Genomic DNA, 15,481 nt, shown 5'->3' on the forward strand with positions numbered 1-15,481 from the left:
GGCAATCAGGCAGCAGCCTTGGCGCCTTGCTTGACCAGGCGGGCAACGGTCGGCGACAGCTGGGCGCCAACGCCTTGCCAGTAGGCCAGGCGGTCTTGCGCCAGGCGCAGGCCTTCTTCGCCTTCCGATGCCAGCGGGTTGTAGAAGCCAACGCGCTCGATGAAACGGCCATCGCGACGGTTGCGCGAGTCGGTAGCGACGATGTTGAAGAACGGGCGCTTCTTGCTGCCGCCGCGAGCCAGACGGATAACGACCATGGGATGATTCCTCAGAAAACGGGTGTCCGGGTGTTCAAACGAACACGAAACACAAGAGTATAGCCCAGTTTCCGAGGCCAAACAAACACTTAGGTGATTGACGTGCCGGGGCCGTGCGGGCATCGTGGCAAAAAACGCGACAGGAGGCCCGACATGCGCCCGCACCTGCACTTCTTGCTTCGTACCATACGGCAATCCGCCCTGCTTGGCATGGTCCTGCTGGCGGGCAGCGCGGCGGCGGCCCTGCCGCTCGAGCAGATCAAGCTGCCCGCTGGTTTCCGCATTGACGTGTTGACGCAGGACGTGCCGGGTGCACGCGCCATGACGCTGTCACCGGCGGGCACACTGTACGTCGGCACGCTCCGGGAGGGCAAAGTCTATGCGGTGACCGACGCGCTCGGCGCCAAACCGCGCGTGCGGACCGTCGCCAGCGGCCTGCGCATGCCGGCGGGGGTGGCCTTGCGCGATGGCAGCCTGTATGCCTCGTCGGTGTCCAGGATCGTGCGCCTCGACAACATCGAAGCCCGCCTGGACAACCCGCCAGAACCGGTGGTGGTAAGCGACCGCTTTCCCACCGACACGCACCATGGCTGGAAATTCATCGCCTTCGGGCCGGACGGATACCTGTATGTCCCGGTCGGCGCGCCCTGCAACATCTGCGCGAAGGACGAGAACCGCTACGCCAACATCATGAAGATGAAGGCCGACGGCAGCGACCTGCAGGTGGTAGCCCGGGGCGTGCGCAATACCGTCGGCTTCGACTGGCACCCGGCCACGCGCGAGCTGTGGTTCACCGACAACGGCCGCGACCGCATGGGCGACGACGAGCTGAACCGCGCCACCGCCGCCAACCAGCATTTCGGATATCCGTACTGCCATGCCGGCAACGTCGCCGACCCCGAGTACGGCAGCCAGCGCAAGTGTTCGGAGTTCGTCGGCCCGGTGGCACGGCTGGGCGCGCATGTGGCCGCGCTCGGCATGCGCTTCTACACCGGCAACCAGTTCCCGCCGGCTTACCGCAACAACGTGTTCATCGCCGAACACGGCAGCTGGGACCGCAGCGAGCCGTCCGGCTACCGCGTAGTGCGCGTGGTGCTGGACGAGTCCGGCAAGGCAGTCCGGCAGGAAGTGTTTGCCCAGGGATGGCTGCGCGGCAGGCCCTGGGGACGCCCGGCCGACGTGCTGGTCGCCCCTGACGGCTCGCTGCTGGTCAGTGACGACCTGGCCGGCGCGATTTATCGGATCCGCTACGCGCCGTAGGCTGGAGATGACCCGAGCAAGGCCCGCAAAGCCGCGGAAACACGAGGAATGGCAAGGGCTGTGCGTCCGAAACAATCCGTTACACCGGTAACGCGCTTGGCATAGCGCGACCCGATGGCCCATGCGTACCATGAACCCATCTTCCAACAGCAACTTAGCGCGACAGGAACCTGGGAATCCGCATGCTCACCCGCTCTCTCCTGCGCGACCTGGTGGCTGGCATCCTGGTGGCCTCGGGCCTGGTCGGCGCGGTAGCCGCCAGTCATGCCCAGGTCGCATTCTGGCAACAAAGCCGTGCTGATGCCCGGCCGGTGCGGCTGCAGGCCGGCGACGGCTGGCAGGTCGCCAGCGTGCGCGCCGAAAGCCGCGATCACGTACAGGCCCAAATCGACCGCATGGAAGCCCGTGCCCGCGCCGACGACCGCCTGAACGGCCGCCGCGCCGCCGCCATGCAAGGCGCTCGCGACGACAACCGCGCGCGTGCCCAGGATCAGCGCGGCAACGCTCCCGACGCCCGCAACGACTCGCGCCCCGGCAACGTGGGCCCCGGCAACGTGGGCCCCGGCTGGCAGGCACGCGGCCGCGACAACGGCGCACGCTGATTCGCCTTGTGGCCGGCGTTCGTGCAACGCCGGCACCCTGTGGAACTCGCTGCGGAACTCGCCTCGCGCTCCGACTGTCTGTATCTGAGTGTGTGCCCCGCTTTCCGGGTGCCGCACACAGGCTGCCGCCCGGCGCTGCCCGGGGCTCACAGCGTGCCGTCCAGTGCAGACGGCAATCGAACTGACCTGCCTCTGCCCGACACCTCCTGTCGGACCCGATCACGACAGCTCGGGCGCAGCCTCCAGAATGACAATAATTCTGTGAGGTTTGTCATGTCACCCCTGCTTAGCGACCTGGCCGAACACGTTGGCCAGTTATCGCTGTCTATCCTGTTCATGGGTATCCTTACCCTGGTCCTTTACGGCGAAACGCATATCAGCGAACGCGCCGCCACCTTTATCAAGAGCCTGCTCGCGGGCGGCTGGCATTAGCGTCGCTCCACGCGTCGGCTGATGCACCTCTCACCTCCCTGGCCGTGACCGTCGGCGTACAATGACTGCCGGCTGGCACGCGCGTGCCGCCGTTTTACCTGAACTGCCACGCACGCCCCCCAACGCCATGCCTGCCGCCACGCCAGCCAGTCCCGCAACCACTCGCACCGCCGCCCCGCTTCGCGGCAAGTCCAAGCTGCTGACCGTCGCGCTGGCGTTCCTGCTCGGCAGCCTTGGGGCGCACCGCTTTTACCTGGGCGGTCTACGCGACGTGTACGGCTGGGCTCACCTGCTGGGGTTGCTGGCCGGCGCCATCGGTATTGCCTCGATGGCGGCTGACGCCGGGACACCCGCGCTCAACTGGACGTTCGCCGTTGCCGGCGGGGTTTCGGTCATCAGCGCCTTCCTGTCCGCGATCGTCTATGGCCTGCGCCCGGACGACAAGTGGGATGCGCGCTTCAACCCCCATGGCCGGCCCACGCGCTCCGGCTGGCCGGTCGTGATCCTGGTGATCCTGTCGCTGCTGATCGGTACCGGCCTGCTGATGGCGGGGCTGGCAATCAGTTTCCAGACCTTCTTCGAATCGCAGGTCGAGGCGGCGCGCGAGCTGTCGCAATAGCCGCGGCGGCGGCGTCATGCCACGCTATTGGGGTTGGCACAAGCATCGACGCAAGCGCTAACCGCAGCCGGCATTTGCGCGAGGTCAATGCGGGCGCAATCCGCAATTCCCCTTTCTCGCAAATCGCCCATACTGGAAAGACCGTCCGATCCTGGCGGCGACATGCGCGGTGGAGCGTGGCTCTGGCGGCGCAAAGGAGCACCAATCGACATGCCAACGTATGACGAAGGACGCCTGGCTGCCATTGCCGTCAGGCTGGCGCTGTCCTCTGGACTGCCGCCATCGAGCGCGAAGGCCGCGCTGGACCTGGCCAGCCGCATGATCGGCGACCAGCAGGCCACAGAAGCCGCTCAGAACAAGGAGCCTTGCGGATCGTCCTTGCCGCGTGGGCCCGCGGGTGGCCGGAACCGCGAAGTATCCAGTTCGAACCGGTTATAGCGGAAGCCGAGCCGGTCGGCGGCCTTGTAGAAGCGCTGGCGCAACAAGTCCGCCCACACGCCCGTGCCCCGCATGCGCGTGGCAAAGCTGGCATCGTAGGCTTTGCCTTCGCGCATGTCGCGAACGCGGTTCATGACCCGTTCGGCGCGGTCGGGGAAATGCGCCAGCAGCCACTCCTCAAACAGTGGCCGCACCTCCCATGGCAGCCGCAGCACGATGTAGTTCGCATAAACGGCGCCCGCCTCGCGCGCCGCTTCCAGCACACGCTCAAGGTCAGGCTCGGTAACGAACGGGATCACCGGGGCAATGCTCACGCCCACCGGGATGCCGGCGTCGGTCAGCGTACGGATCGTACGCAGGCGCCGTGACGGCGTGGCAGCACGCGGCTCGAGCGTGCGCGCGATGTCCGAATCCAGCGTGGTAATGGTCACGGCAGCCACCGCGAGCCGTTTGGCGGCCATCGGCGCCAGCAGGTCGATATCCCGCTCGATCAGTGAAGACTTGGTGATTAGCGCGACCGGATGGTCGTGCTCGCTCAGCACCTCGAGGATGCCGCGGGTGATGCGCTGCTCGCGCTCGATCGGCTGGTAGGCGTCGGTGTTGACGCCCAGTGCAATGGTCTCGCAGCGGTATGAAGGGCGAGCCAGGGCCTCGCGCAGCTTCTCGGCCGCGTTGGCCTTGGCGAACAGCCGGGTTTCGAAGTCGAGCCCCGGCGACAGGTCAAGATAGGCGTGCGTGGGCCGCGCAAAACAGTAGATGCAGCCGTGCTCGCAGCCGCGATACGGGTTCAGCGAGACGTCGAACGGGATATCCGGCGACGCGTTGCGCGTCAGGATCGAACGCGCACGTTCAATGCGCACCTGCGTGCGCAGCGGCGGCAATGGCGTTTCCGGCGCCGGCGCGGCGGATGGCTCGTCCAGGGCCGGAGCACCCCAACCGTCGTCGAAGGCCTCGCGCTGGTCTCGCTCGAAACGCCCCTGCAGGTTGCTGACCGCCCCGCGTCCCTTGCGTGCGACGGGCGGCCGCGGGCCCGCCTGCGTATCGGCGCCGGTGGCCGTGTCTTTGGGAGAATTGGTGGGGCGCTTCATGGTTGCCGGCATGGTTCGCCTGGCCTCGGTGGTCAGGTCGGCTGGCTCCTGTCCTCGACCGGGATTGCCAGGGTCTCCTTGATTTCTTCCATTACGACATAGCTTTTCGACTGCGCGGCGCCGGGGAGCTGCAACAGGATGTCGCCCAGCAGCCGCCGGTATTCCCCGATCTCGCGGATGCGCGCCTTGATCAGGTAGTCGAAATCGCCCGACACGAGGTGACATTCCAGCACTTCCGGGATGCGCAGCACCTCGCGCCGGAACTGCTCGAACATATTGCCCGACTTATTGCCGAGCGAAATCTCCACGAACACCAGCAGCGCACTGCCCAGCAAGGTCGGGTTCAAGCGCGCGTAGTAACCCATGATGACACCATCGCGCTCCAGGCGCTTGACCCGCTCGATGCAGGGCGTGATGGTCAGGCCGACCGCTTCCGCCAGATCTTTCATCGAGATCCTGCCGTCGGCCTGCAGCAACGTCAGGATCCTGCGGTCGAGCCGGTCAAGGCTGCGTACGGGCTGGCGACTCGTTCTCATGAGTTTTTCCTGTTTTACTGAGAAATTCGGTAACTATGACTGGATTGTATTCAATAGTATAGAGACAAATCCTTCATCAACTTGACATCGTAGTTGGGAGCCCCCGAAATGCGCGTTCTCGTACTTGGCAGTGGCGTAATTGGCGTCACCAGTGCGTGGTACCTGGCCAAGGCCGGTCACGAAGTGACCGTTGTCGATCGCGAGGCGGGACCCGCGCTTGGCACCAGCTTTGCCAATGCGGGGCAGATCTCCCCGGGCTATGCGTCGCCGTGGGCGGCGCCCGGCGTCCCGCTGAAGGCGATCAAGTGGATGTTCCAGGAGCACGCTCCGCTGTCCATCCGTCCGGACGGCACGCTGTTCCAGCTGCAGTGGATGTGGCAGATGCTGCTGAACTGCAGCGCCGAGCGCTATGCCGTGAACAAGGAGCGCATGGTGCGGCTGGCCGAGTACAGCCGCGACTGCATCCGCGCGTTGCGTGCGGAAACCGGGATCGCATATGAAGGCCGCCAGCAAGGCACGCTACAGGTGTTCCGCACCGACGAGCAGCTGCAAAGCGCGGCCAAGGACATCGCCGTACTGGAAGAAGCCGGCGTGCCCTACCAGTTGCTTTCGCGCGAAGAACTCGCCGCGAGCGAACCGGCGCTGGCCGCCGTCAGCCACAAGCTGAGCGGCGGCCTGCGCCTTCCCAATGATGAAACCGGCGACTGCCAGTTGTTCACGACACGGCTTTCGCAGATGGCCGAGATGCTTGGCGTCAGGTTCCTCTACAACCGCTCGATCGACAGCCTGATGACGCAGGGCGATGCCGTCACCGGCGCCGTGGTCAACGGCGAGCCGATCCCCGCCGACCTGGTGGTGGTGGCGCTGGGCAGCTGGTCGACGCAGCTGGTGAAGCCGTTCCTGTCGGGCATGTCCAACCTGCCGGTGTACCCGCTCAAGGGATTCTCGATCACGGTGCCGCTCAGCGACGCCTCGCGCAGCCCAGTGTCGACGGTGCTCGATGAAACCTACAAGGTCGCCATCACCCGCTTCGACGATCGCATCCGCGTCGGCGGCATGGCGCAGATCGTTGGTTATGACAGCGGCCTCGATCCGGCCAAGCGACGCACGCTCGAACACGTGGTCACCGACCTGTTCCCCGGCGCCGGCGATGTCAGCCAGGCCACCTTCTGGACCGGCCTGCGCCCGATGACGCCGGACGGCACGCCGATCGTCGGCCCGACGCAGGTACGCGGCCTGTGGCTGAACACCGGGCACGGCACGCTGGGCTGGACCATGGCCTGCGGCTCCGGCAAGCTGCTGTCGGACCTGGTTTCCGGGACTTCGCCGGCGATCCGTGCCGATGACCTGTCGGTGGGCCGCTATTTCAAGCCCACGCGCCATCACGTGGCGCCGCGGCCAGCGCATGCCTGACAACGCCGGCACGTAGGCAACGCAAGGGCGGCCCCGCAGGCCGCCCTTTTTGTTTGGCCGAGATCACGGACCTCCACAGCGGTGGCCAGACGCAAAAAAGCCGTTCGCGGGAAATCCCGGGAACGGCTCCTTTTGCGAACATTGCCGGGCGTCACAGCCCCGGCAAGCTGGCGGCATCAGCCCAGCGCGGCCACCAGCTCCGGCACCACGGTGTTCAGGTCACCCACCAGGCCATAGTCGGCCACGGAGAAGATCGGGGCTTCGGCATCCTTGTTGATCGCGACGATCACCTTGGAGTCCTTCATGCCGGCCAGGTGCTGGATCGCGCCGGAGATACCGACGGCGATGTACAGCTGAGGCGCGACGATCTTGCCGGTCTGGCCGACCTGGTAGTCGTTCGGCACGAAGCCGGCGTCCACTGCGGCGCGCGAGGCACCCAGCGCGGCGCCCAGCTTGTCGGCCAGCGGCGTCAGCACCTTGGTGTAGTTCTCGCCCGAACCCACGCCACGGCCACCCGAGACGATGATCTTGGCGGCGGTCAGTTCCGGACGGTCGCTCTTGGCCACTTCGCGCGAAACGAACTGCGAAACGCCCGCGTCGGCCACGGCCGGCAGGGTTTCCACGGCGGCCGAGCCACCTTCGGCAGCGGCAGCGTCAAACGCGGTGCCACGCACGGTGATCACCTTGATCTTGTCGTCCGACTTGACCGTGGCGATGGCGTTGCCGGCGTAGATCGGGCGCTCGAAAGTATCCGGTGCGTCGACCTTGGAGATTTCCGAGATCTGGGCGACGTCCAGCTTGGCAGCCACGCGCGGCAGGATGTTCTTGCCGTACGGGGTGGCCGGGGCCAGGATGTGCGAGTAATCGTTGGCGATGGCCAGTGCCTGCTCGGCCACGTTTTCGGCCAGGCCGTCGCCAAAGTAGGCGGCGTCGGCCAGCAGGACCTTGGTCACGCCGGCGATCTTGGCGGCAGCGTCGGCCGCGGCCTTGGCGTTGGAACCGGCCACCAGCACGTGCACGTCGCCGCCGCATTGGGCTGCGGCGGTCACGGTGTTCAGCGTGGCGCCCTTGATCGATTGATTGTCGTGTTCAGCAATGACGAGTGCAGTCATGTTCTATCTCCCCCGCGCTCAGATAACCTTGGCTTCGTTCTTCAGCTTCTGCACCAGCGTCGCGACGTCCGGCACCATCACACCGGCGCTGCGCTTGGCAGGCTCGACCACCTTCAGGGTCGACAGGCGCGGCTTCACGTCGACGCCGAGGTCTTCCGGCTTGACGGTATCCAGCGGCTTCTTCTTGGCCTTCATGATGTTCGGCAGCGTGACGTAGCGCGGCTCGTTCAGGCGCAGGTCGGTCGTCACCACGGCCGGCAGCTTCAGCGACAGCGTTTCCAGGCCGCCGTCGACTTCACGGGTCACCGATGCCTTGCCATCGGCCACCACCACCTTCGAGGCGAACGTGGCTTGCGGCAGGCCGGCCAGCGCGGCCACCATCTGGCCGGTCTGGTTCGAGTCATCGTCGATGGCCTGCTTGCCCAGGATCACCAGCTGCGGCTGCTCCTTGTCGATCAGCGCCTTCAGCAGCTTGGCCACGGCCAGCGGTTGCAGGTCTTCGTTCGACTCCACCAGGATGCCGCGGTCGGCACCAATGGCCATCGCGGTGCGCAGGGTTTCCTGGCACTGCGTGACACCGCACGAGACGGCCACGACTTCGGTGACGACGCCGGCTTCCTTCAGGCGCACGGCCTCTTCCACGGCGATTTCGTCGAACGGGTTCATGCTCATCTTGACGTTGGCCAGATCGACGCCCGTGCCATCCGCCTTGACGCGGACCTTGACGTTGTAATCCACCACCCGCTTGACTGCGACGAGTACTTTCATGCGCTCACTCCACTGATAGCTGATAGTCAGAAATTTTGTTCGCTCGTCATTATAACCACCGGGTTGGCGGCTCTCCTGTTTTTCGAACGATCGTACTATTTTATCGGCAAAATGATGCCGGGCATAGCCCGGCAATCACCAGCCGTCCGGAGATTGTGCCGCAAACCCAGGCCTGCGGGGATCGTCTGATTGGATGAACCCCGCAAAGTGACCAAGGCTTTACAACGCTTACCAGGCCGTGATGACCGATTCCTTGAACGTCGAAGTGACGTATTGCTTGATTTCCGGCGAGTGGTACGCCTTCACCAGCTTGGCCACCCACGGCTTGCTCTTGTCGGCCTCGCGGATCGCGATCAGGTTGGCGTACGGGCCTTTCGGGCCTTCCATGGCGATCGCATCCTTGGTCGGCGACAGGCCGGCCGATTCCGCGTAGTTGCCGTTGATCGCGGCCGCATCCAGGTCATCCAGCGAGCGCGGCAGCTGCGCGGCGTCCAGCTCGACGATGCGGATCTTCTTCGGGTTCTCGGCGATGTCCAGCGGGGTCGCCTTCAGGCCGGCGTTGGGCTTGAGCTTGATCACGCCCTTGCTCTGCAGCAGCAGCAGGCCGCGGCCGCCGTTGGTCGGATCGTTGGGCACGCCCACGCGCGCGCCCTGCTTGAGCTGGTCGAGCGACTTGATCTTCTTGGAGTAGACGCCCATCGGGAAGGTCACGGTGTAGGCGATGTGCGCGAACTTGTAGCCGCGGTCCTTGATCTGGGCTTCCAGGTAAGGCAGGTGCTGGTAGCTGTTGGCATCCAGGTCGCCGGCGGCCAGCGCGGCGTTGGGCTGGATGTAGTCGCTGAACTCGACCACCTGGATATTCAGGCCGTCCTTGGCGGCGACCTTCTTCACCTGTTCCATGATCTGGGCGTGCGGTCCGCCGGTCACGCCGATCTTGATCGGCTTTTCCTGGGCGATCGCGCCGGTGGCCAGCGAGGCGCCGAGCGCGGCGCCGAGAATCCATTGCAGCAGGTTGCGACGTTGCATGATGTACGTACCTATCTCTAAAAGTCGTTTGGTTCAGCGGTGGCTGATGCGCCGGACGAGCCAGTCGCCGAAGCTCTGCACCGCCTGCACGAAGATGATCAGGATCACCACCACCGCCACCATCACCTCGGTGATGTAGCGTTGGTAACCATAGCGGATGCCCAGGTCGCCCAGGCCGCCGCCGCCGATCGCGCCGGCCATGGCAGAGTAGCCGACCAGGCTGACGAAGGTGATGGTCAGGCCGGCGACGATGCCGGGCATGGCCTCGGGCAACAGCACCTTCCACACGATCTGGCCGGTCGTCGCGCCCATCGACTGGGCGGCCTCGACCAGGCCCTTGTCGACCTCGCGCAGCGCGCTTTCGACCAGGCGGGCAATAAAGGGAATCGCCGCGATGGTCAGCGGCACGATCGCCGCGGTGGTGCCGATCGACGAACCCACGATAAAGCGCGTGAACGGGATCACCACCACCAGCAGGATGATGAAGGGGATCGAACGCACCGCATTGACCACCACGCCGATGGTGCGGTTGAACAGCGGGTGCGACAGCACGCCGCCGCGATTGGTCAGGTGCAGCAGCACGCCCAGCGGTACGCCCAGCAGCGAGCCGACCACGCCCGAGATCGCCACCATCAGCAGCGTCTCGTTGAACGAGGTCAGGAACAGGTCAGACATCTCAGACCACATGCTCGAACTCCTCCACCACGACGCCTTGCGCCTGCAGGTATTCCATCGCTGCCTTCACGTCGGCCAGCTCCCCGGTGGCCATGATCGCCAGCGAGCCGAAGGCCTGGCCCTGGATCTCGTCGATATGGCCGTGCAGGATGTTGAAGTCCAGCCCGTAGCGGCGGATCGCCTGCGCCAGCACCGGCTGGTCGACGCCCTCGCCCGTGAACGCGAGCCGGTAGACATGATCGCGGCCGTTGCCAAGCCGGCTTTCGACGCGCTTGAGCACGCTTGCGGGCAGCTCCTGCGCAATGACATCGCCGATCATGGCGCGGGTGACGTCGTGCTGCGGACGCAGGAACACGTCGATCACGCGGCCCTGCTCGACCACCTGGCCGGCCTCGAGCACGGCGACGCGGTCGCACACCTGCTTGATGACCTCCATCTGGTGCGTGATCATCACGACGGTCAGGCCCAGGTCGCGGTTGATTTGCTTGAGCAGTTCCAGGATGGAGCGGGTGGTTTCCGGGTCCAGCGCCGAAGTGGCTTCATCCGACAGCAGCACCTTGGGCTTGCTCGCCAGCGCGCGCGCAATGCCCACGCGCTGCTTCTGCCCGCCGCTGATCTGCGCCGGGTAGCGGTCCTTCAGCGCGGACAGGCCGACCAGGTCCAGCAGCGGCAGCACCGTAGTGGCAATCTCCGCCTTGGGCTTGCCGGCCAGCTCCAGCGGAAGCGCCACGTTGTCATAGACGGTGCGCGACGACAGCAGGTTGAAATGCTGGAAGATCATGCCGATCTCGCGCCGCGCCAGGCGCAGTGCGCCGTTATCCAGCGCGGTCAGGTCCTGGCCGCCGACGATGACGCGGCCACTGGTGGGCCGGTTCAGCAGGTTGATGGCGCGAACCAGCGTGCTCTTGCCGGCGCCGCTGCGGCCGATGATGCCGAAGACTTCGCCCGCTGCAATCGACAGGCTGACGTCCCGCAATGCATGCACGTCGCCAGACGCGCCCGGGAAGCGCTGCGACAGTCCTTGCAGTTCGATCATGTAAAGGTGACCAAAAGAAAACGGCAACAGGCGAGGTTGTCTCGAGCGCTGTTGCCGCACTTATTTTTGTAAAGCGGGTATTTTATGCGATTCGCTTCATACCATAAACGAATTTTTACCGATGTCTTTATGCGCACCCAGCATAAAGAACGCGGAAATGTCTACTATTCGCCACGCCAAGACGGCGCACGCTTGTCGAGGAAGGCCTGCACGCCTTCCAGCGCGGAGTCATCCATCATGTTGCAGGCCATCGTCTGGCCGGCCAGCTGATAGGCGGCTTCGATGCCCATTTCAAGCTGGCGGTAGAACAGCCCCTTGCCGGCAGCGACGGCCGCGGCCGGCTTGGCGCAGATGCTGGCGGCCAGCCGCGCCACCTCGTCGTCCAGTGCGGCGGCCGGCACCACGCGGTTGACCAGCCCGCGCTCGCGCGCGGTGGCGGCATCGATCATGTCGCCGGTCAGCAGCATTTCCATTGCCTGCTTGCGGTGCAGGTTGCGCGACAGCGCCACGCCCGGTGTCGCGCAGAACAGGCCGAGGTTGACGCCGGACACCGCAAAGCGCGCATCATCGGCGGCTACCGCGAGGTCGCACATCGCCACCAGCTGGCAGCCGGCCGCGGTGGCGATGCCTTGTACCCGCGCGATCACGGGCTGCGGCATCTTCTGGATCGCCATCATCACGCGCGTGCAGCGGTCGAACAGGCGCCGGTAATAGTCGTGCGACGGGGTGGCGCGCATCTCGCGCAGGTCATGGCCGGCGCAGAAGGCCTTGCCGGCACCGGCCAGCACCACCACGCGCACGGCGTCGTCGGCGGCTAGGCGCCCGAAGGTCTCGGCCAGCGCGTCCAGCAGGCCCTCGGACAAGGCGTTGAAGGCCTGCGGTCGGTTCATGGTCACGCGCGCCACGCCCGCGGCATCGCGCGTTTCGGTCAGCAGCGGCGCGTCCAGGCGTGCATCGTTTTCTGCCATGGCGGATGCCTCCTATCGTTCCAGCAGGACTTTCAGGTGCGCCAGCACGCTGCGCCCGAGCGCGCTCAGGTTGTAGCCGCCTTCCAGGCAGCTGACGATGCGTCCCTGCGCGTGCGTGCGCGCCACGTCGACAAGCTGGCCGGTGATCCACGCATAGTCCTGTTCCACCAGGCCCATCTGCCCCAGGTCGTCCTCGCGGTGCGCGTCGAAGCCGGCCGAGATGAACAGCATCTGCGGGCGGAACTCATGCAGGCGCGGCAGCCAGATGGTCTCGACCACCTCGCGCACGGCCATGCCGTTGGTGTAGGCCGGCAGCGGGATGTTTGCCATATTGGCCGCCAGGTGCTCGGTGCCGCTGTACGGGTAGAACGGGTGCTGGAAGAAACTGCACATCAGCACATGCTCGTCGCCGCGGAAGGCCGCCTCGGTGCCGTTGCCGTGGTGGACATCGAAATCGATGATGGCGACGCGTTCCAGCCCATGCGCCTGCAGCGCGTGGCGTGCGGCAATGGCCACGTTGTTGAAAAAGCAGAAGCCCATGGCGCGGTCCGGCTCGGCATGGTGGCCGGGCGGGCGCACGCAGCAGAAGGCGTTCTCGAACTCGCCCGCGATCACCGCATCGGTCGCCGCCACCGCGGCGCCGGCGGCCAGCGTGGCCGCGCTCAGGGTGTGGGCGTTCATCGACGTATCCGGGTCGATCGGATAGTAGCCGCTGGCCGGGCTGGCGCTTTCCAGCGAATCGACATAGTCGGCCCGGTGCACGCGCTCGATCTGCTCGCGTGTGGCCGGCGTGGGCTCGCGGCGTTCCAGCAGCCCGTCCAGGCCGTGCGAAATCAGGTGATCCTCGATCGCCTGCAGGCGTTCCGGACACTCGGGATGGAAATGCCCCATCTCGTGCCGCTGGAACTCGGGGTGCGTGTAATAGCCGGTCGGCATCTCTTGTCGTCGCTCGGTTGTCTCCATTCGCTACGTTAGCACAGGGCGGACCCAGCCACCCAATGCGCGTCCTCTCGGCAGGCGCGCGGTTGAGCCGATTCCCGCGGGCTCGTGCCGGGTTCGCGCCGGGTCGCTGCAGTGGCATCCGCTATACTCGGAGCGACTTGCAAAGGACACCATGACCGACACCCAGCGCTCACTGCGACGCCCCCTGCTGGGCGCCGCGCTTTCCGCTGCCGCACTCGGACTCTGCGGCCTCTCCCCCAGCCTTCTCGCCGCAGGCAAGCGCCGCGTCAGCGTGCGTGAAGAAGAAATCGAACCCGGCCGCTACCGCGACAACCCGCAAACCCGCGCCTTTATCGATGAAATGGTGGCGCGCCATGGCTTCGACCGCGGCGCGCTGCAGGACTGGTTCGGCCAGGCGGTCTATTCCTCGACCGTGGTGCGCCTGATCATGCCGCCCGCCACCGTCGGGCGCAAAAGCTGGCGCGCCTACCGCTCGCGCTTTATCGAGCCGATCCGCATCAATGCCGGCGTGCGCTTCTGGCAGGACAACCGCGACACGCTGCGCCGCGCCGAGGCCGAATTCGGCGTGCCGGCCTCGGTGATCGTTGGCATCATTGGGGTGGAAACCATCTATGGCCGCGACATGGGCACGTTCCGCGTGCTCGATTCGCTGTCGACGCTGGCCTTCGACTACCCCGACACGCCGAACCGCGCCGCGCGCTCCACGCTGTTCCGCAACCAGTTGGCCGACTACCTGCTGTGGTGCCGCGATACGCGCACCGATGTGTACTCGGTGCTGGGCTCATACGCCGGCGCGATCGGCATCCCGCAGTTCATGCCGACCAGCCTGCGCGAATATGCGATCGACTACGATAACAACGGCCGTATCGACCTGCGCAACAGCCCGACCGATGCGATCGGCAGTGTGGCGCGCTTTCTGCAGCTGCACGGCTGGGAACCGGGCCGGCCGGTGGCATGGCGCATTGCCGGCGACAGCGGCAGCCTCGGCGTCGCCACCGCTGCGGCGGATGGCGAGCCGTGGCCGACACGCACGCTCAACCAGCTCACCCGCGCGGGCCTGCGCGTGGACGAGCCCATCGACACGGCACGCGAAGGCGAGACCGGCGTGCTGGTGGTCGACCTGCCCACGCCGGACCAGCCTACCGAGTACCTGCTGGGCCTGCGCAACTTCTATGTGCTGACGCGCTATAACCGCAGTTTCTTCTACGCGCTGGCGGTGTACCAGCTGGGCGAAGCGGTCAAGGCGGCGATGGGCTGAGCCAAACCTGACACCCGGACGCAAAAAAGCCTCGCTTGCGCGAGGCTTTTCTGTCTGGCATCGCCTCCCGGATCAAGCCGGGAACACTCCGGTCGACAGGTAGCGGTCGCCGCGATCGCACACCACGAAGACGATGGTGGCGTTCTCCACTTCCTCGGCAATCCGCAGCGCAACGCACAATGCGCCGGCCGCCGAGATGCCGCAGAAGATGCCTTCTTCAGCCGCCATGCGCCGCGCCATGTGCTCGGCATCGGCCTGGCTCACGGGCTCGGTGCGGTCGATATGCGCGGGGTCATAGATCTTGGGCAGGTAGGCTTCCGGCCACTTGCGGATGCCCGGGATGCGAGAGCCTTCGGCCGGCTGGGCGCCGATGACCTGGATCGCCGGGTTCTGCTCTTTCAAATAGCGCGACACGCCGGTGATGGTGCCGGTGGTGCCCATTGCCGAAACAAAATGGGTGACACGGCCTTCGGTATCGCGCCAGATCTCGGGGCCAGTGCCTTCATAGTGCGCTTGCGGGTTGTCCGGGTTGGCGAACTGGTCGAGGATGACGCCCTTGCCTTCGCGCTCCATCGCGTCCGCCAGGTCGCGGGCGTATTCCATGCCGCCCTTAACCGGGGTCAGGACGATTTCGGCACCGTAGGCCGCCATGCTCTGCCGGCGCTCCAGGCTCAGATCCTCCGGCATGATCAGCACCATCTTGTAGCCGCGGATGGCGGCCGCCATGGCCAGCGCGATGCCGGTATTGCCCGACGTCGCCTCGATCAGCGTGTCCCCCGGCTTGATGCGGCCACGCGCCTCGGCACGGGCAATCATCGATACCGCCGGGCGGTCCTTGACCGAACCGGCGGGGTTGTTGCCTTCCAGCTTGCCGAGAATCACATTGCCGCGCGCGTCGTTGGCGGCACCGGGAATGCGCTGCAATCTGACCAGCGGCGTATTGCCGATGGTGTCTTCAATAGTCTTGTAAGCCATGGGGGAGGGGGTGGCGAGGGTAGGTCAGGTTCGCCGGCCATTGTAATCCAGTCCC

At 65.8% G+C, this 15,481-nt stretch carries 17 protein-coding genes; 6 read left to right on the top strand and 11 right to left on the bottom strand.

Annotated features, from left to right (window positions below):
* Nucleotides 1-5: 5 nt before the first annotated feature.
* The gene (gene rpsP / locus J8I34_RS02965) at nucleotides 6-257 is read right to left on the bottom strand and encodes a 30S ribosomal protein S16 (RefSeq protein WP_029045686.1); all 252 of its coding nucleotides are present in this window, start codon (nucleotides 255-257) and stop codon (nucleotides 6-8) included.
* A 153-nt stretch (nucleotides 258-410) separates the two neighbouring features.
* On the opposite strand from rpsP, the gene J8I34_RS02970 reads away from it, so the two are divergent.
* The 4 genes from J8I34_RS02970 (at nucleotide 411) to J8I34_RS02985 (ending at nucleotide 3,170) form a co-directional block, all read left to right on the top strand.
* Nucleotides 411-1,517, top strand: a complete 1,107-nt coding sequence (locus J8I34_RS02970) for a PQQ-dependent sugar dehydrogenase (RefSeq protein WP_209805294.1) — start codon at nucleotides 411-413, stop codon at nucleotides 1,515-1,517.
* 182 nt (nucleotides 1,518-1,699) lie between these two features.
* Complete coding sequence (locus tag J8I34_RS02975) at nucleotides 1,700-2,119, top strand: hypothetical protein (RefSeq protein ID WP_209773244.1); 420 nt, start codon at nucleotides 1,700-1,702, stop codon at nucleotides 2,117-2,119.
* 273 nt (nucleotides 2,120-2,392) lie between these two features.
* Nucleotides 2,393-2,551, top strand: coding sequence for a hypothetical protein (locus J8I34_RS02980; RefSeq protein WP_198030793.1), 159 nt, complete (start codon nucleotides 2,393-2,395; stop codon nucleotides 2,549-2,551).
* Nucleotides 2,552-2,678: 127 nt separating this feature from the next.
* Entirely contained in the window at nucleotides 2,679-3,170 is a 492-nt protein-coding gene (locus tag J8I34_RS02985; RefSeq protein ID WP_029045689.1) for a TM2 domain-containing protein, read from the top strand.
* Nucleotides 3,171-3,520: 350 nt separating this feature from the next.
* Here J8I34_RS02985 and J8I34_RS02990 read toward each other — a convergent pair whose 3' ends face one another.
* Nucleotides 3,521-4,696, bottom strand: a complete 1,176-nt coding sequence (locus J8I34_RS02990) for a PA0069 family radical SAM protein (protein ID WP_209805347.1) — start codon at nucleotides 4,694-4,696, stop codon at nucleotides 3,521-3,523.
* A 32-nt stretch (nucleotides 4,697-4,728) separates the two neighbouring features.
* A complete protein-coding gene (locus J8I34_RS02995) occupies nucleotides 4,729-5,232 on the bottom strand; it encodes an Lrp/AsnC ligand binding domain-containing protein (RefSeq protein WP_029045691.1) in 504 nt (167 codons plus the stop codon).
* 108 nt (nucleotides 5,233-5,340) lie between these two features.
* Between J8I34_RS02995 and J8I34_RS03000 the strand changes: the two genes are divergently transcribed.
* A complete protein-coding gene (locus tag J8I34_RS03000; protein ID WP_209805295.1) occupies nucleotides 5,341-6,645 on the top strand; it encodes a D-amino acid dehydrogenase in 1,305 nt (434 codons plus the stop codon).
* 176 nt (nucleotides 6,646-6,821) lie between these two features.
* Here J8I34_RS03000 and J8I34_RS03005 read toward each other — a convergent pair whose 3' ends face one another.
* The 7 genes from J8I34_RS03005 to J8I34_RS03035 all read right to left on the bottom strand — a co-directional run bounded on the left by J8I34_RS03005 (nucleotide 6,822) and on the right by J8I34_RS03035 (nucleotide 13,166).
* The gene (locus J8I34_RS03005; RefSeq protein ID WP_209773253.1) at nucleotides 6,822-7,757 is read right to left on the bottom strand and encodes an electron transfer flavoprotein subunit alpha/FixB family protein; all 936 of its coding nucleotides are present in this window, start codon (nucleotides 7,755-7,757) and stop codon (nucleotides 6,822-6,824) included.
* Between the two features lie 18 nt (nucleotides 7,758-7,775).
* A complete protein-coding gene (locus J8I34_RS03010) occupies nucleotides 7,776-8,525 on the bottom strand; it encodes an electron transfer flavoprotein subunit beta/FixA family protein (protein WP_029045694.1) in 750 nt (249 codons plus the stop codon).
* Nucleotides 8,526-8,753: 228 nt separating this feature from the next.
* Nucleotides 8,754-9,551: a MetQ/NlpA family ABC transporter substrate-binding protein gene (locus J8I34_RS03015; protein ID WP_029045695.1), complete on the bottom strand. Its 798-nt coding sequence runs from the start codon at nucleotides 9,549-9,551 to the stop codon at nucleotides 8,754-8,756.
* 33 nt (nucleotides 9,552-9,584) lie between these two features.
* Nucleotides 9,585-10,238, bottom strand: a complete 654-nt coding sequence (locus J8I34_RS03020) for a methionine ABC transporter permease (protein ID WP_029045696.1) — start codon at nucleotides 10,236-10,238, stop codon at nucleotides 9,585-9,587.
* Nucleotides 10,228-11,262 (bottom strand): methionine ABC transporter ATP-binding protein, encoded by a 1,035-nt coding sequence (locus J8I34_RS03025; RefSeq protein ID WP_029045697.1) that lies wholly within the window; start codon nucleotides 11,260-11,262, stop codon nucleotides 10,228-10,230. Before J8I34_RS03025 ends, J8I34_RS03020 begins: the two co-directional genes overlap by 11 nt.
* Nucleotides 11,263-11,426: 164 nt before the next feature.
* Nucleotides 11,427-12,230 carry an enoyl-CoA hydratase gene (locus J8I34_RS03030; protein ID WP_209773256.1) on the bottom strand — a complete coding sequence of 268 codons (804 nt, stop codon included), beginning with the start codon at nucleotides 12,228-12,230 and terminating at the stop codon, nucleotides 11,427-11,429.
* A gap of 12 nt (nucleotides 12,231-12,242) precedes the next feature.
* Entirely contained in the window at nucleotides 12,243-13,166 is a 924-nt protein-coding gene (locus J8I34_RS03035; protein WP_209773257.1) for a histone deacetylase family protein, read from the bottom strand.
* A gap of 178 nt (nucleotides 13,167-13,344) precedes the next feature.
* Between J8I34_RS03035 and mltB the strand changes: the two genes are divergently transcribed.
* Nucleotides 13,345-14,451, top strand: coding sequence for a lytic murein transglycosylase B (gene mltB / locus J8I34_RS03040; protein ID WP_029045700.1), 1,107 nt, complete (start codon nucleotides 13,345-13,347; stop codon nucleotides 14,449-14,451).
* Nucleotides 14,452-14,523: 72 nt separating this feature from the next.
* Here the strand turns inward: mltB and cysM are convergent, their stop codons facing one another.
* The gene (cysM, locus tag J8I34_RS03045) at nucleotides 14,524-15,426 is read right to left on the bottom strand and encodes a cysteine synthase CysM (RefSeq protein ID WP_029045701.1); all 903 of its coding nucleotides are present in this window, start codon (nucleotides 15,424-15,426) and stop codon (nucleotides 14,524-14,526) included.
* Nucleotides 15,427-15,481: the final 55 nt, after the last annotated feature.

The organism is Cupriavidus phytohabitans (assembly GCF_017815025.1).
Taxonomy (GTDB): domain Bacteria; phylum Pseudomonadota; class Gammaproteobacteria; order Burkholderiales; family Burkholderiaceae; genus Cupriavidus.

Coding starts and splice junctions, on each gene's coding strand:
- J8I34_RS02980 (WP_198030793.1), top strand. CDS start 2,393: ATGTCACCCCTGCTTAGCGACCTGGCCGAACACGTTGGCCAGTTATCG.
- J8I34_RS03015 (WP_029045695.1), bottom strand. CDS start 9,551: ATGCAACGTCGCAACCTGCTGCAATGGATTCTCGGCGCCGCGCTCGGC.
- J8I34_RS03000 (WP_209805295.1), top strand. CDS start 5,341: ATGCGCGTTCTCGTACTTGGCAGTGGCGTAATTGGCGTCACCAGTGCG.
- J8I34_RS03005 (WP_209773253.1), bottom strand. CDS start 7,757: ATGACTGCACTCGTCATTGCTGAACACGACAATCAATCGATCAAGGGC.
- J8I34_RS03010 (WP_029045694.1), bottom strand. CDS start 8,525: ATGAAAGTACTCGTCGCAGTCAAGCGGGTGGTGGATTACAACGTCAAG.
- J8I34_RS02975 (WP_209773244.1), top strand. CDS start 1,700: ATGCTCACCCGCTCTCTCCTGCGCGACCTGGTGGCTGGCATCCTGGTG.
- mltB (WP_029045700.1), top strand. CDS start 13,345: ATGACCGACACCCAGCGCTCACTGCGACGCCCCCTGCTGGGCGCCGCG.
- J8I34_RS02995 (WP_029045691.1), bottom strand. CDS start 5,232: ATGAGAACGAGTCGCCAGCCCGTACGCAGCCTTGACCGGCTCGACCGC.
- J8I34_RS02970 (WP_209805294.1), top strand. CDS start 411: ATGCGCCCGCACCTGCACTTCTTGCTTCGTACCATACGGCAATCCGCC.
- J8I34_RS02990 (WP_209805347.1), bottom strand. CDS start 4,696: ATGAAGCGCCCCACCAATTCTCCCAAAGACACGGCCACCGGCGCCGAT.
- cysM (WP_029045701.1), bottom strand. CDS start 15,426: ATGGCTTACAAGACTATTGAAGACACCATCGGCAATACGCCGCTGGTC.
- J8I34_RS02985 (WP_029045689.1), top strand. CDS start 2,679: ATGCCTGCCGCCACGCCAGCCAGTCCCGCAACCACTCGCACCGCCGCC.
- J8I34_RS03020 (WP_029045696.1), bottom strand. CDS start 10,238: ATGTGGTCTGAGATGTCTGACCTGTTCCTGACCTCGTTCAACGAGACG.
- J8I34_RS03025 (WP_029045697.1), bottom strand. CDS start 11,262: ATGATCGAACTGCAAGGACTGTCGCAGCGCTTCCCGGGCGCGTCTGGC.
- rpsP (WP_029045686.1), bottom strand. CDS start 257: ATGGTCGTTATCCGTCTGGCTCGCGGCGGCAGCAAGAAGCGCCCGTTC.
- J8I34_RS03030 (WP_209773256.1), bottom strand. CDS start 12,230: ATGGCAGAAAACGATGCACGCCTGGACGCGCCGCTGCTGACCGAAACG.
- J8I34_RS03035 (WP_209773257.1), bottom strand. CDS start 13,166: ATGCCGACCGGCTATTACACGCACCCCGAGTTCCAGCGGCACGAGATG.